Origin of the sequence: Aminobacter sp. MDW-2, assembly GCF_014250155.1 — a bacterium.
GTDB classification, from domain to species: domain Bacteria; phylum Pseudomonadota; class Alphaproteobacteria; order Rhizobiales; family Rhizobiaceae; genus Aminobacter; species Aminobacter ciceronei.
This window is the reverse complement of the sequence record NZ_CP060197.1, coordinates 2,935,244-2,949,169: the sequence shown is the minus strand read 5'-3', so window position 1 is coordinate 2,949,169 and position 13,926 is coordinate 2,935,244. Positions and strand designations below refer to the sequence as shown.

Annotated in this window: 13 protein-coding genes; 1 reads left to right on the top strand and 12 read right to left on the bottom strand. The window is 62.8% G+C overall.

What is annotated here, in order from left to right:
- Positions 1 to 209 precede the first annotated feature (209 nt).
- Positions 210 to 845 carry a TetR family transcriptional regulator C-terminal domain-containing protein gene (locus H5P29_RS14395; RefSeq protein ID WP_154386372.1) on the top strand — a complete coding sequence of 212 codons (636 nt, stop codon included), beginning with the start codon at positions 210 to 212 and terminating at the stop codon, positions 843 to 845.
- 140 nt (positions 846 to 985) lie between these two features.
- Here the strand turns inward: H5P29_RS14395 and H5P29_RS14390 are convergent, their stop codons facing one another.
- The 12 genes from H5P29_RS14390 to H5P29_RS14335 form a co-directional block, all read right to left on the bottom strand.
- Positions 986 to 1,582, bottom strand: a complete 597-nt coding sequence (locus H5P29_RS14390; RefSeq protein ID WP_210328468.1) for an EF-hand domain-containing protein — start codon at positions 1,580 to 1,582, stop codon at positions 986 to 988.
- Between the two features lie 415 nt (positions 1,583 to 1,997).
- Complete coding sequence (locus tag H5P29_RS14385; RefSeq protein WP_154386325.1) at positions 1,998 to 2,375, bottom strand: DoxX family protein; 378 nt, start codon at positions 2,373 to 2,375, stop codon at positions 1,998 to 2,000.
- A gap of 72 nt (positions 2,376 to 2,447) precedes the next feature.
- The gene (locus H5P29_RS14380) at positions 2,448 to 2,894 is read right to left on the bottom strand and encodes a carboxymuconolactone decarboxylase family protein (protein ID WP_154386373.1); all 447 of its coding nucleotides are present in this window, start codon (positions 2,892 to 2,894) and stop codon (positions 2,448 to 2,450) included.
- An 8-nt stretch (positions 2,895 to 2,902) separates the two neighbouring features.
- A complete protein-coding gene (locus H5P29_RS14375; protein WP_154386326.1) occupies positions 2,903 to 3,427 on the bottom strand; it encodes an Rrf2 family transcriptional regulator in 525 nt (174 codons plus the stop codon).
- Complete coding sequence (locus H5P29_RS14370; RefSeq protein WP_067960267.1) at positions 3,424 to 3,852, bottom strand: AprI/Inh family metalloprotease inhibitor; 429 nt, start codon at positions 3,850 to 3,852, stop codon at positions 3,424 to 3,426. The genes H5P29_RS14375 and H5P29_RS14370 overlap by 4 nt, the downstream gene beginning before the upstream one ends.
- 77 nt (positions 3,853 to 3,929) lie before the next feature.
- Positions 3,930 to 4,319 (bottom strand): nuclear transport factor 2 family protein, encoded by a 390-nt coding sequence (locus H5P29_RS14365; protein WP_067960265.1) that lies wholly within the window; start codon positions 4,317 to 4,319, stop codon positions 3,930 to 3,932.
- A gap of 12 nt (positions 4,320 to 4,331) precedes the next feature.
- Positions 4,332 to 5,645 carry an NAD-dependent dihydropyrimidine dehydrogenase subunit PreA gene (preA, locus tag H5P29_RS14360; protein WP_067960262.1) on the bottom strand — a complete coding sequence of 438 codons (1,314 nt, stop codon included), beginning with the start codon at positions 5,643 to 5,645 and terminating at the stop codon, positions 4,332 to 4,334.
- An 11-nt stretch (positions 5,646 to 5,656) separates the two neighbouring features.
- Positions 5,657 to 7,009 (bottom strand): NAD(P)-dependent oxidoreductase, encoded by a 1,353-nt coding sequence (locus tag H5P29_RS14355; protein ID WP_067960259.1) that lies wholly within the window; start codon positions 7,007 to 7,009, stop codon positions 5,657 to 5,659.
- 614 nt (positions 7,010 to 7,623) lie between these two features.
- Positions 7,624 to 9,759: an ABC transporter ATP-binding protein gene (locus tag H5P29_RS14350; protein WP_154386328.1), complete on the bottom strand. Its 2,136-nt coding sequence runs from the start codon at positions 9,757 to 9,759 to the stop codon at positions 7,624 to 7,626.
- An 11-nt stretch (positions 9,760 to 9,770) separates the two neighbouring features.
- Positions 9,771 to 10,928, bottom strand: coding sequence for an ABC transporter permease (locus H5P29_RS14345; RefSeq protein WP_067960251.1), 1,158 nt, complete (start codon positions 10,926 to 10,928; stop codon positions 9,771 to 9,773).
- A 12-nt stretch (positions 10,929 to 10,940) separates the two neighbouring features.
- Positions 10,941 to 11,975 (bottom strand): ABC transporter permease, encoded by a 1,035-nt coding sequence (locus tag H5P29_RS14340; protein WP_154386329.1) that lies wholly within the window; start codon positions 11,973 to 11,975, stop codon positions 10,941 to 10,943.
- A 100-nt stretch (positions 11,976 to 12,075) separates the two neighbouring features.
- A complete protein-coding gene (locus tag H5P29_RS14335) occupies positions 12,076 to 13,728 on the bottom strand; it encodes an ABC transporter substrate-binding protein (RefSeq protein ID WP_067960245.1) in 1,653 nt (550 codons plus the stop codon).
- Positions 13,729 to 13,926: the final 198 nt, after the last annotated feature.

Here is a 13,926-nt window from a genome sequence, read left to right as displayed (position 1 = left end):
GTACGGCCAACGCTTGGTCTTCGGTGCGTTTTCATGCTACGCAATTTTTTGACCGAATGGACAAACGTTAGCACCGCCGCACTGGCGGTCAAGGGATTACTACCGGAAATGCGGCTTCTGAGGCGCGCTCCACAGGTCGGCAAGAACTGGTCCAGCGGATTGGTCCAGATGCGATCTCCGTCCACCCTCCAATGCGGGATGTCATGACCATGGAAGGCTCGACACCGCGCGGCCGCACCCGCATCCAGAAAGAGAAGCGTGAGGTCATCCTCGAAGCCGCCCTGGAGGTGTTTTCGACCAACGGCTTCCGTGGCTCGACCATCGACCAGATCGCCGAGGCGGCGGGCATGTCGAAGCCCAATTTGCTCTATTACTTCAGGCGCAAGGAAGACATCCACGAGACGCTGATGCACCGGCTGCTCGACACTTGGCTCGCGCCGCTGAAGGAGCTCGACAACATCGGCGACCCGATGACCGAGTTGCGCAGCTACATCAGGCGCAAGCTCGAAATGGCGCGCGACTATCCGCGCGAGAGCCGGCTCTTCGCCAATGAAATCCTGCAAGGCGCGCCGCGCATCATGCCGATGCTGGAGGGCGAGCTGAAGGAACTCGTCGACGAGAAGGCCGAGGTCATCAAAGGCTGGATGCGGGCCGGCAAGATCGCCAGGACAGACCCCTGGCACCTGATCTTCTCGATCTGGGCGACGACCCAGCATTATGCCGATTTCGACGTCCAGGTCCGCGCCGTGCTCGGCCCGGACCGTGGCGGCGACGGCCGCTTCGAGGATGCCGCCCGGTTTCTCGAACAGCTGTTCCTCGAAGGGCTCAAGCCGAAGGCTGGCTGACCGCGCTATCACGCCACTTCCGTGTCGTTTCCAGCGATCCTGCTCGAACACAAGGCCGTGGGTCGTCTCTCGGAGGCGCGATTGCGCGTCCTTGGGACGGTTTGGCACTCCAGCCACGGCGGCCGGAGCGCCGTCACCCACTACTCCTTCGGCGCCATGAACTCCTGGGGCGACAACCTGCCGTCGGCGTCGCGGTCGAAGGCGGCAACGAGAACAGCGCGATCGCCGTCACCACCGACCTCTCCCGGCGACAGGAAGCCGTCCTTGTCAGCGTCGACGGCAGCGAAGGCCCGGTCGACCAGCGCCCGGTGATGCGCCTCGAACTCCTCGAAGTTCAGCTTGCCGTCGCCGTTGAGATCCATTGTCCTGAACTGGCCGGCGCGATCCTTGGTGCCGCCGCTGTCGGGCACGCGCACTGACAATACCACCGGCTTGTCCCCCGTCTCGGGTGCCGCACGCATGACGAACATCAGTCCCGGCTGGGCCTTGTCAGCCTTGGGCGGTGCCGGCGGTTCGGCCGTATTGGCCGCTGGCCCGATCCGGAAGGTTCTTGACAATGTTCCGCCAAACTCGTCGGCGCTGAGCGCGCCATTGCCATCGGCGTCGGCTTCCTTGAAAGCGGCCTGCAGGTCCGGCAGTGCGGTGGCTGGCGAGACGGCGAGCCCGACGCCGCCTACGGCGACGAGGGTGGCAAAAAGGGCCATGGATGGCCGGGCGTAGAGGCGAAGTCTGGTCATGTTTCTGTCCCATGCTGAGGGGGTTGAACATGCCGCTTCGGACAGATAGGCGTCGATGAAACCGCGCACGACCTCGCTGGCCGGCCTCCCCTCTGCCCGACTGCGGGCCATCAGGGCCTGCTTGGTTTCGTGCGGAATCCGGATTTCCAGCGTTTCGCTTTTCTTGGGCGTTCTGGTCATGGCGTGTCTCGTCTTCGCCGTCGGCTTGGCGGCCCGCCAATGAGGACAGGCTGCAGCGTTCATTGAAACATGAGAGGCGTCCCGATGCAGGCGTTTTCGTGTCCGGACAAGGTGATTTCACCTTGTTTGAAGAGCGCAACGCCGCTGACCACAGGCCTTTCTCAAATCAGGAAAGCACTTTTTCTGGCATGACTTGGCAGCACAGATTGAATTTGTTCCTTCGCTGCAAAGCAGCTTAACCGCCTGTTGCGATCACCATCAGAAAACTGCCGGCCAGCGCCACGTTGCTGACCACGCCATTGATTCGCGAGGCGCGATCCGGCCCCTGATGATCCCAGAAATTGTTGAACATCAGCGTCCCGGCAATCAGGAACACGATCAGGGCCGCGGCTGCGTAGGCGGCATGAAAACCGACGACCAGCATCAGCCCGGCCACGACCTGCAACACGATACCGGCCCTTAGGACCAGCTTGGCCTGCGGCACCCCACGCGCGGTCATCATGCCGCTAAGCAGCTGGGTGTTGGCAATGTTGCGCAGGCCGGCAAAGACGAAGGCGCCGCCGAGCAAAAGACGGCCGACTGCGGTAAGCACGGAAATATCAGTTTCGAACATGCACAGCTCCTTGCGCGGCCGCCATCGGCGACCGCTGAAAATACGTCTGATTTTTTGGGAAGGCTGGAAAACTCAGGCGGCCTTGGCGTCGGCGACCGGATGGACGGCATGGAACGTCACGCAAAGCCGGTTCCAGGTATTGATCATACCGACCGCCATGGTGAGCTTGACCAGTTCCTCACCGGAGAAGTGCTTTTGCCCCTCGGAATAAAGCTCGGCCGGAACTCCGGCATCCGCAATGTTGGTGACCGCCTCTGTCCAGGCAAAGGCCATGCGCTCACGCTCGCTGAAAAGCGGCGATTCCTTCCATGCCGCAACGAGCCAGAGGCGCTGCTCGGTCTCGCCATCCTGCTTGGCCTCGCGGCTGTGCATGTCGACGCAATAGGAGCAGCCGTTGATCTGCGATGCGCGCAATTTGATCAGGTGCAGCAGGCTGTGCTCGAGGCCGCATTCATTGATTGCGGTGTTGAGCGAGACCAAGAGCTTCGTCAGGTCGGGTGCAGCGGTGTAGAAATTCATCCTTGGTTTCACGGTATCTTCCTTTCGTTGATGGTTCTCTTTTGCGGCCGCTGGTTCAGCGCGACGAATGCGCAACTGGCGGCAACGATGCGCTGGTCGGTGTTCTCGGTGAAGTCGGAGACGATATCGGACAGCTTTGTGCCTGCAAGTGCGGCGCGATAGGCACGCTCGGCCTTGAGCATGGCGACATTTATGCCGCAGGGCTTCACATAGGCCGAGGGGTCGAGGGCATATTTGCCCTTCTGCCTGATCTCGCCGCAGCGGAACGCCGGCTCCCTGCCCTCGACCGCCAGCACGATATCGAGCAGCGTGATCTGCTCGGCCGGCTTCGCCAGCCTGTAGCCGCCACTCGGACCCGGCAGCGATTCCAGCACCTTCGCCGCCGTCAGCGCCTTCAAGTGCTTGAGCAGGTAGCTCGGTGACAGGCCGAAGGCTTCGGCCATGGCATTGGCGGGCAGCGTGCCGTCGCCATCGACGCCGGCCAGCATCGCCGCACAATGGATCGCCGCCTCCACGCCATCACCCAGCTTCATCGTGGTCTCCTTATCGTGGATATGTAATATCGTGGATAAGCAATATCCGCAATAGGCGCATGCAAACAATCTGGGAAAAACCGTCCACGGCTCACTTCTTCGGCAGCTGCTCGATGGTGAAGATGCCATCGATCTCCTGTGCCGCGATGTAGGTCACGCCAGGCGGCAATCTCGTCCATAACAGGAAAGGCTTTGGCGCAGGCCGGGTCGACATCGATCTGCAAGCCGCCGATGGTCATCTCGCGCTCGAGCACGACATCGCAGCTCCTGTCGCCGGCCTCGTTGCGGATCCGCCATCTGCCGAGAAAGCCGTCAACCTCGGCCTTGTCGAGCGCATCGAGGTCGAGCGACTGAAGATCGTCGGCCCACGCCCCACGCGAAAGCAGGCTCGCCGCGACCATCACCCCAGCCCCGATCAGACGCATCGCCTGGTCCCTCGCTCGCCGCGACGATATCGACACAAGCGCAGCAGGGCACTCGGCCGAGTTGGCCGGAGCGAGTGTCAGTCGATGTCGGCCTGGCCTTGCGCTGCCGGCGTCACGTGGCTGAGCACGCATTTCCAGCCGGTTCCGTCGCGAACGAAGACATCGCTTGTCCATTCGTCGGCAGCAAAACGCTGTCCGCGAATATGACCGTTGTTGATCACCCGGGCGGTGTAGACCGCAGTCGCACCGTAAAACGCGACCCTGGCATCGCCGACCGTATGCATCATGTCGTGGGTGAGATCGCCCGAGGCGACAAGGCCAAGAAAATCCGCCCTGGCGGTCGCGCCGTCGGGGCCGATGATCACCCAGTCGTCGGCCATGAAGGGGCCGATGGCGGCAGCATCGTTGGCAACGATCGCCTCCGCCCAGGCAAGAGCGAGTTCAACGATCTCGCTCCTGTCGTCCATGGTTTGCCGCCCCTACTCCGCCGCCACCTTGGCCATCGGATTGTTGGGGTGCGTCGTCCAGTTGGCATAGTGCGGCGACACCGGCTTTCCGGTGCGCTTGTCCATGGCGCCCACGGCCAGCGGTTCCATGGTGATGCAGCCGTCGACCGGGCAGACATTGACGCAGAGATTGCAGCCAACGCACTCTTCCTCAATCACCTCGAAATGGCGCGCGCCGTCGAGCATGCTGGTAATTGCCTGGTGCGAGGTGTCCTCGCAGGCGATGTGGCAGCGGCCGCACTTGATGCAGGCGTCCTGGTCGATATGCGCCTTGGCGACGTAATTGAGGTTGAGATACTGCCAGTCGGTGACATTGGGCGTGGCGCGGCCGACGATGTCGTCGAGCGACTTGTGGCCCTTCTCGTCCATCCAGTTTTCGAGGCCGGCGATCATCTCCTGCACGATCTTGAAGCCATAGGTCATGGCGGCGGTGCAGACCTGCACGTTGCCGGCGCCCAGCGCCATGAATTCGGCAGCATCTCGCCAGGTGGTGATGCCGCCGATGCCGGAGATCGGCAGGCCCGCGGTCTCTGGGTCGCGCGCGATCTCGGCCACCATGTTCATGGCGATAGGCTTGACCGCAGGACCGCAATAGCCGCCATGCGAGCCCTTGCCGTCGATGGTCGGCATCGGCGCGAAGTTGTCCAGGTCGACGCCGGTGATCGAATTGATGGTGTTGATCAGCGACACGGCGTCGGTGCCGCCCGCGAGTGCCGCCCGTGCCGGCTTGCGCACATCGGTGATGTTGGGGGTCAGCTTGGTGATGACCGGCATGCGGGTGTTCGCCTTACACCAGCGCACGACCATTTCGATGTATTCGGGCACCTGGCCGACGGCGGCACCCATGCCACGCTCCGACATGCCGTGCGGACAGCCGAAATTAAGCTCGATGCCGTCGGCGCCGGTCTCCTCGACGACAGGCAGGATCGCTTTCCAGGCTTCCTCGACGCAGGGCACCATCAGCGACACGACGATCGCCCGGTCAGGCCACTCCATCTTGGTCTGCTTGATCTCGCGCAGATTGGTCTGCAGGTCGCGATCGGTGATCAGCTCGATGTTGTTGAGGCCGAGCAGGCGCCGGTCGGCGCCCCAGATCGCGCCATAGCGCGGACCGTTGACGTTGACGACGGGCGGGCCTTCTTCGCCCAAGGTCTTCCAGACCACGCCGCCCCAGCCCGCCTTGAAGGCGCGGACGACATTGTAGGCCTTGTCGGTCGGCGGGGCGGACGCCAGCCAGAACGGATTGGGCGACTTGATGCCGACGAAATTGTTGCGGATGTCTGCCATCTTGTCCTCCCTCAGCCGACCAGGGCGCGGTGGATGGATTCAGCCGCGTCGCGCCCTTGCGCCACAGCCGAGACGGTCAGGTCGTCGCCTCCCGCAATACAGTCGCCGCCGGCCCAGACCTTGGCGAGCGACGTGCGGCCTTCGCCGTCGACCTTGATGCGGCCGCCGTCCATGGCAACCGATGGACCACTGCCGTTGAGCGCCGAAGGCTCGAAACTCTGGCCGATCGCCTTGAACACCTGGTCGGCAGCAAGGCGCACGGTCTCGCCGGTGCCGGAGAGCTTGTCGCCCTTCATCGCAGTGTATTCGAGTTCGATGGCGACGACTTTGCCGCCTTCGGAGATGACCTTCTTCGGCTGCAGCCAGTGACGGATGACGACGCCATTGGCTGCCGCCAGATCCTGCTCGAATTCCGAGGCATTCATATGCTCCTGGCCGCGGCGGTAGCAGATCGTCACCTCTTCGGCTCCGAGCAGCTTGGACTGCACGGCAGCGTCAACCGCTGTCATGCCGCCGCCGATGACGACTACGCGGCGCCCGACCGGCAGGCCCGCGAGATCGCTCGACTGGCGCAGCGTCGAAATGAAGTCGACGGCGTTGGAGACACCCGAGGCGTCCTCGCCTTCGGCGCGCAGCGCGTTGACGCCGGCAAGGCCGAGGCCGAGGAATACCGCATCATAAGAAGCGGTGAGATCGGCGAGATGGTAGTCGCGGCCGAGCGCCTTGCCGTTCTCGGTCTTGATGCCGCCGATCGCGGTGACGTAGTCGACTTCGGCCTGGGCGAAATCGTCGGTGCTCTTGTAGGCGGCAATGCCGTATTCGTTGAGACCACCCGACTTCGGCCGCGCCTCGAGGATGGTCACGTCGTGGCCGTGGCGCGCCAAGCGGTGTGCGGCGGCAAGGCCCGCCGGGCCGGCGCCGACGATGGCGACCGTCTTGCCGCTCGGCTCGGCGCGGCTGTAAAACTGCTTGCCCTGCGCCATGGCCACATCGGTGGCATAACGCTGCAGGCGGCCGATCTGCACCGGCTTGCCTTCAGCGACCTCGCGGACGCAGACCTCCTCGCACAACGTTTCGGTCGGGCAGACGCGCGCGCACATGCCGCCGAGGATGTTCTGGTCGAAGATCGTCTTGGCCGATCCGATCGGATTGCCGGTCGAAATCTGGCGGATGAACATCGGGATATCGATCGATGTCGGGCAAGCCTGCATGCAGGGCGCATCGTAGCAGAAATAGCACCGGTCGGACTCCACCAGCGCCTCGTGATGGTCGAGCGGCGGGTGCAGGTCGGAGAAATTGTCGGCGTATTGTGCAGGCGCAAGGCGGCCGCCGACGATGCCTTCCTTGAAGTGACCTTCTGCCATTCCAGTTCCCCAATTTATTCTCATTTTGAGGAAGCGTAGCACGTTCTGTTTTTTTATCAATTGGTCAATTTTTTGCGTAAGTATCTGCTTTTACACAAAAATAAGATGATTATTTTGGTCATGATTTGACGATTCTGGGGCGTTCGCTTCCGTGGGGATAGGTGGGGCGTTGGTGAGACTTTCACCCGATGCGGGAGAAGGCAGGTTGCGCGCGTCAGAGTTGCTGACAGGTGAGCGTCGAGCGTGCCCCACGAAGCCAACCTTTGGCGCTGCGATCCGTCACACCCCCCGCTGACCTGCCGGCTATCTCCCCCACAAGGAGGGAGATCAGTCACGTCGCCGGCGGCGCTCGTCCTGAGAAGTTGCAAGGACTGCCCGTGCTGTCGGCTATGTTGGTGATTGGTTGCAGGGCAGATGACGCCCTGATCTCCACCCTTGTGGGGGAGATGCCCGGCAGGGCAGAGGGGGGTGTGAAGGATCGCGGCTAGGCGTTCTGCGGGAGTTCCGCTTGGCGATTGGTGTTAAAAAAGCGAGCGAGGAGAACCTCGCCACGCTCTCACCTGGTCAAACCGACGGTGTCACCTGCCCGTCAAGTTCCTCCAACCGCCCGCCCCTCACGCCTCCGGCGTAATGTCGTGCGCGCCTGAAGTCGCGCCCTTGCCGAGGCTGATGACCGGTTCCATGGCGTCGAAGGCGCTGGGCGGGAGGTGGCACTTGATCTGGTGGCCATCGCCGAACTCGCGCACCGGCGGCACCTGGGTTTCGCAGAGATTGCCCGGCACCTGGCTCTTGTAGCGGCAGCGGGTCTGGAACGGGCAGCCGGACGGCGGGTTCATCGCCGAGGGGATGTCGCCTTCGAGCACGATGTGCTTCTTTACCACCGACGTGTCGGCGATCGGGATCGCCGAAAGCAGTGCCTCGGTGTAGGGGTGATAGGGCGGGGAAAATATCTGGTCGGTGGTGCCCTGCTCGACGATGTGGCCGAGATACATGACCACGACGCGGTCGGCGATATAGCGCACGACGCTGAGATCGTGGCTGATGAACAGCATCGTTGTCTTCGACTTGCGCTGGATGTCCATCAGAAGTTCGGTCACGGCCGCCTGAACGGAGACGTCGAGTGCAGAAACCGGCTCGTCGGCGACGACGACCCTGGCTTGGCCCGCGAAGGCGCGGGCGACGCCGATACGCTGCTTCTGCCCGCCCGACAGCTGGCGCGGCATGCGTTCGGCGAAAGCGCGTGGAAGCTTGACGAGGTCGAGCAGCTCCAGCATGCGCTGCTTGCGGTCGCCAGCGGTCTTGCCGACCTTGAACTTCTCCAGCGTGCGCACGATCTGCGAGCCCACCGAATGGCTGGGGTTGAGCGTGTCGAACGGGTTCTGGAACACCATCTGGATCGACGCGACGGTGGCGACGTCGCGGTCCTCGATGCCGGTAGACTGGATCTCCTTGTTGCCGAGCAGCACCTTGCCGGAACTCGCGGTCTCAAGGCCGAGCAGCACCTTGGCGAGCGTCGACTTTCCGCAGCCGCTTTCGCCGACGATGGCGACGGTTTCGGATTCGCGCGCCTCGAAACTGATGGTCTCGTTGGCCTTGACAACCCTGCCCTCGGCTCCGCCGAAGACCTCGTTGCCGCCGACGCGGTAATATTTTTTGAGGTCATCGATCTTGAGCACCGGCGCGCCCGGCTTGACCGGCTCGTGCTTCTTTTCGGCGCCCGGCGGCATCGCAGCCCAGTCGATCTCGTTGAAGCGCACACAGCGGCTGAAATGGCCGTCATGGCCGGCCACAGGGATCATCGGGATCTCGGCGGCGTTGCAGACGCCTTCGACGAAATGGTGGCAGCGCGGGCCGAAATTGCAGCCCTTGGGACGCTGGTGCGGCAAGGGCAGCTGGCCGGGAATGGCAACCAGCGGGCGCGAGTTCTTGTCGGCGCCGGGCAGCGGGATCGAGCGGAACAGCCCTTGCGTATAGGGGTGGCGCATCCGGTCGAAGACGTCCTTGATCGAGCCGGTTTCCACCGCCTCGCCCGAATACATCACCGTTATGCGGTCGCAGGTCTCGAGGATCAGGCCGAGATTGTGCGACACGAAGATCATCGAGGTGCCGAACTGCTTGCCCAACCCCTTGACCAGTTGGACGATGCCGGCCTCAACGGTGACGTCGAGCGCTGTCGTCGGCTCATCGAGCAAAAGCAACGCCGGATTGGACAGCAGCGCCATGGCAATGACGATGCGCTGCTGCTGGCCGCCGGAGAGCTGGTGCGGGAAAGAGCGCATCATGCGCTCGGGGTCGGGCAGCTTGACGGAGCGGACCATTTCGAGTGCGCGTTTGTAGGCCTCCTCCTTCGACACCTTGTCGTGGATCATCGGCACTTCCATCAGCTGCTGGCCGACCTTCATCGCCGGGTTCAGGCTGGCCATCGGCTCCTGGTAGATCATGGCGATCTTGTTGCCACGGATGGAGCGCAGCTCGTCCTCGGACATGTCGCCCATGTCCTTGCCTTGGAACTTGATGCGGCCGCCGACGATCTTTCCGATGTTGGAGAGGTCGCGCATGATGCCGAGCGACACTGTCGACTTGCCGCAGCCGCTTTCACCGACGATGCCCATCGCCTCGCCCGGCATGACGGTGCAGGAGAAGTCCATAACGGCGGGGATCTCGCCGCGACGGGTGAAGAACGAGATCGACAGGTTTTCGATCTCGATGATCGGTTCCTGGGCGGTGGCGTTTCTGACGGTCTCGTTCATGACGCTCTCCTTCAGTCCTTCATCGATTGTTCGCGCAGCGCATCGGCAAGAAGGTTGAGGCCGAGCACGAAGGACATCAGCGCGATTGTCGGCGGCAATGCCGGGTGGATGAAGGAGCGCAGCAGGCGGCTGGCGTCCTTGATCGCGGTACCCCAGTCCGGGCTTTCGGGTGCCAAGCCGAGGCCGAAATAGCCGAGCGTGCCGAGCAGGATGGTGGTGTAGCCGATGCGCAGGCAGGCATCGACGATCAGCGGCCCACGCGCGTTGGGCAGGATCTCCCACAGCATGATGTACCAGGGCGTCTCGCCGCGGGTCTGTGCGGCGGCGACGTAGTCGCGCGTCTTGATGTCCATGGTCAGGCCGCGGACGATGCGAAACACGCCCGGGCTGGAAGCGAAGACGACGGCCACGAAGATGTTGAGCTGGTTGGGATCGATCGAGATGATGCCGAGCGGGTCTGCGTTGAAGACCAGTCCGACATAGACCCAGCCGCCGAGCAGCAGGGTGAGCCCGAGCAGCAGGTAGATACGTTCGGGCCGGCTCTTGAAGCGGGTGTAGAACAGCACAGAAAAGAAGATGATCGGGAACAGGAAGAACACGCCGGCCATGGCATAGGGAATCGGCGTGTCCATGATGCCGGGGGTGACCAGCAGGTAGAACAGAAGGATCACCGGGAAGGCGAGCACGAGGTTGGCGAGGAAGGACAGGAACGAGTCGATCCGTCCACCATAATAACCGGCCGGCAGGCCGAGCGTGATGCCGACCATCAGCGCGAAGGCGGTCGCGGCAGGTGCGATGATCAGCACGATCTGGCTGCCAAATACCATGCGCGAGAACACGTCGCGGGCGAGCTTGTCGCCGCCGAACAGATAGACCTGCTTCGACGCGGGTTCGATGGCACCGGGCAGCGCGTCCTTCATGACAGGGATCTGGCTGAGCGGATCGAAGGGCGCAACCTTGGCGGCAAAGATCGCCGTGAACAGCCAGAAGAAGCAGATGCCGACGCCGGCGATACCGACGCCCGAATCGAAGAGCTGACCGTAGAGGCCGAGATGCTTGCGGAAGTTGAAGCTAGCGACCAGCACGATGGCCATCGCCAACCACACCGGCCAGAAGCGGGCGAGCACGCCGAGGACAACCTGGAAGGCGCCGATATATTCGAGCTGCATGCGGCTGTCTCCCTACTGAACGCGGATGCGTGGATTGAGGTAGGCGTAGCCGACATCCGAGATCAGCTGGGTGATCAGCACGATGAAGACCGAGACCAGCGAGCAGCCGAGCAACAGGTCGATGTCGTTGTTGCCGGCGGCTTCGACCAGCGTGTAGCCGAACCCCTGGTAGCGGAACATCACCTCGACGATGACGACGCCAGTGAGCAGCCAGGGGAACTGCAGCATGATCACGGTGAACGGCGCGATCAGCGCGTTGCGCAGCGCGTGCTTGACCACGACATTGCCGAAGGACAGACCCTTGAGCCGGGCGGTGCGGATATATTGCTGGGTCATCACCTCGACCATCGAGGCGCGCGTCATGCGGGCGATGTAGCCGATGCCGTAGATGGCGAGCGTCATGACGGGCAAGGTGAAGTTGTAGAAGGTGATACCCTGGCTGGCGGAGGCCGCCGAGCCGTTGAGCCAGCCCAGCCACGAGGCGAAGATGACGGTGAAGATGACGCCCGAGACATATTCAGGCGTCGCGGTCGTGGCGATCGAGGCGACCGACAGCGTCCTGTCGGTGCGCGAGCCCTCGCGCATGCCGGCGAGGATGCCGATCAACAGCGATATCGGCACCATGGTGACGAGCACCCAGAACATCAGGATGCCGGTGGCGCCGAGTGCGGGGAACAGCTTGGTCGCAACCGGCGTCTTGAATTTGGTCGAGCAGCCGAAATCGCCCTGCAGGATGCCGGAATAGGTCGGCTCCGCCGCCTCGTTGCAGAAGCGGAAACGCGGCACCGCCTGGCCGGTGGCCGGGTCGATATTGGGCTGTTTCTGGACGACGCCGAGCCACTGGCCGTAGCGGACGAAGAAGTTCTGGCGGTAGCCGTTGCGCTGCAGCCAGCTTTCGAGCTGTTCGGCCGTCGTGCGCATTTCGGTCTGGCTGATCGCCAGCTTCTTCAGGTTGGGCTCGAGATTGATGAGAAAGAACACCACGAGGGTCAGGCACAGCATGGTCAGTGCCATGGTGCCGAGGCGGCGCGAGATGAAGGATAGCATTGGCGTCCCCTGCCTTTGTGGGTTTGGGGTCCGTGGCGATCAACCCGGTTGCGGAAGGCGGGAGGGGTGCAGGACACCCCTCCCTGAATTGCGGCCCGGCTCAGGCCTCGTCGAGCCACACCTTGCCGTAATCGTGCTCGAAGGTCGGATGCATGCCGCCACCCTTCACCGCAGCGACCGAGTGGTTGTAGAGCTTGCGCCAGAACGGCTGGATGATGATGCCGGAATCCTGCAGGGTCTGTTCGATGTCCTTCATCATTTCCTTGCGCTTGGCGACGTCGGCGACGGCAAGTGCGGCGTTCAGCTTCTTGTCCCACTCAGGGTTCGACCAGGCGCTTTCGTTCCAGGCTTCACCGGTGCGGTAGGCCAGCGCCAGGACCTGCACGCCGAGCGGGCGCATGTTCCAGTTGGTCATCGAGAACGGGTACTTCGTCCAGTCGTTCCAGAAGGTCGAGCCGGGCAGAACGGTGCGCTTGACCTTGATGCCAGCCTCGCGCAGCTGGGCGGCGATGGCGTCGCCGGTGTTCTTGTGCCAGTCCTCGTCGACGGTGATCAGCTCATGCTCGAAGTCGGCCTGGCCGGCTTCCGCCATCATCGCCTTGGCCGCCGCCGGATCGCGGGCCTGCTTGGGCAGCTCGAAATATTCCGGATGGATCGGCGCGACGTGGTGATTTTCGGCGACGGCACCCGCATTGCCATAGCCGAGCTGCAGCACGACCGCGTTGTCGACGGCCTTGTGCAGCGCCTGGCGCACCTTCTGGTCGTCATAGGGCTTGTTGGCGACGTTGGTGCGGGCGACGATGGTCGCCGCGGTCACGACTTCCGACTTGACCAGGCCGAGGCCGTCAAGGATCGACACGTAGTCGGCCGAGGTTTCGAAGTTGGTGTGGACTTCGTTGGCCTCGAAGGCGCTGACCATGGCGGCCGGATCGGTGCCGTAGTCGATCAGCTCGACGCCGTCGAGATAGACCTCGCCGTTCCACCACTTGTTGTCCTCGCGGCGCTTGTAGACCACCTTCGAGCCGACGTCATAGGAGACGAGCTCGAACGGGCCGGTGCCGATCGGGCAGGCTTTGAAGTCGCCGCCCTTCTCATCGAAGGTCTTGTGGACGATGAGGCCGGGATAATCGCAGAGGTTCGGGATGATCGAGATGTCGGAGGTGGTCAGCTTGAGCTTGACCGTCATGTCGTCGACCTTCTCAACCGAGCCCTCGCGCAGCTTGCCGGTCTTCTCGTCGACCAGCGTGCCGAGGCGGCCTGGCATCGAATTGCCTTCTGCGCTCTTGTCGGCCCAACGCGTGAAGTTGAAAATCACGTCGTCGGCGTTGAACACATCGCCGTTCGACCAGGTCACGCCCGGACGGACATGCAGGACATATTCGGTGGCGTCGTCATTCACTTCCCAGCTGGCCAGCAGATAAGGCTCGAAGGTGTATTTGTCGGTGTATTTGACCAGCGGCTCGATCGCCTGGCGCTCGGCATTGGCGATCTCGGACCAGTCCGCCTTGCGCGGATCCTTGGGGTCCTTGATCCACTGTGCGACCTTCAGGACGCCGCCTTTCTTGGCTTCCTGCGCCTGGGCTTCGACAGGCATGGCAAGACCGATCATGCCATAGGCCATGGCTGCGGATGCGCCAAAGGTCGTTGCCATCGCGAGGAACTCGCGACGGTCCATCTTGCCGTCGACGACAGCACTTGCCAGCTCACGGATGTGGCCGGGAACAAGATCAGAGTTGCTCTTGTAGAATGTCATTTCCGTCTCCCATTGCAGCTGTAACGTTACCATTTCGCATCCGATTGCCGTTGTCAAAACGGTCGGACGTCATCGTTCCCATAGGTAAGTCTGCAATTTTGAACGGAGAGCAGTTCGCGTGATAGCGACAGAGTTGGCGCAAAAATGGTAATGCGTTGCGGATTCGTCGGAATCTTCGCCCCAAGCTAATATGCCCGG

Excerpts from the sequence above, each read along its gene's own strand:
- H5P29_RS14395 (WP_154386372.1), top strand. The coding sequence starts at position 210 with ATGGAAGGCTCGACACCGCGCGGCCGCACCCGCATCCAGAAAGAGAAG.
- H5P29_RS14390 (WP_210328468.1), bottom strand. The coding sequence starts at position 1,582 with ATGACCAGACTTCGCCTCTACGCCCGGCCATCCATGGCCCTTTTTGCC.
- H5P29_RS14385 (WP_154386325.1), bottom strand. The coding sequence starts at position 2,375 with ATGTTCGAAACTGATATTTCCGTGCTTACCGCAGTCGGCCGTCTTTTG.
- H5P29_RS14380 (WP_154386373.1), bottom strand. The coding sequence starts at position 2,894 with ATGAATTTCTACACCGCTGCACCCGACCTGACGAAGCTCTTGGTCTCG.
- H5P29_RS14375 (WP_154386326.1), bottom strand. The coding sequence starts at position 3,427 with ATGAAGCTGGGTGATGGCGTGGAGGCGGCGATCCATTGTGCGGCGATG.
- H5P29_RS14370 (WP_067960267.1), bottom strand. The coding sequence starts at position 3,852 with ATGCGTCTGATCGGGGCTGGGGTGATGGTCGCGGCGAGCCTGCTTTCG.
- H5P29_RS14365 (WP_067960265.1), bottom strand. The coding sequence starts at position 4,319 with ATGGACGACAGGAGCGAGATCGTTGAACTCGCTCTTGCCTGGGCGGAG.
- preA (WP_067960262.1), bottom strand. The coding sequence starts at position 5,645 with ATGGCAGACATCCGCAACAATTTCGTCGGCATCAAGTCGCCCAATCCG.
- H5P29_RS14355 (WP_067960259.1), bottom strand. The coding sequence starts at position 7,009 with ATGGCAGAAGGTCACTTCAAGGAAGGCATCGTCGGCGGCCGCCTTGCG.
- H5P29_RS14350 (WP_154386328.1), bottom strand. The coding sequence starts at position 9,759 with ATGAACGAGACCGTCAGAAACGCCACCGCCCAGGAACCGATCATCGAG.
- H5P29_RS14345 (WP_067960251.1), bottom strand. The coding sequence starts at position 10,928 with ATGCAGCTCGAATATATCGGCGCCTTCCAGGTTGTCCTCGGCGTGCTC.
- H5P29_RS14340 (WP_154386329.1), bottom strand. The coding sequence starts at position 11,975 with ATGCTATCCTTCATCTCGCGCCGCCTCGGCACCATGGCACTGACCATG.
- H5P29_RS14335 (WP_067960245.1), bottom strand. The coding sequence starts at position 13,728 with ATGACATTCTACAAGAGCAACTCTGATCTTGTTCCCGGCCACATCCGT.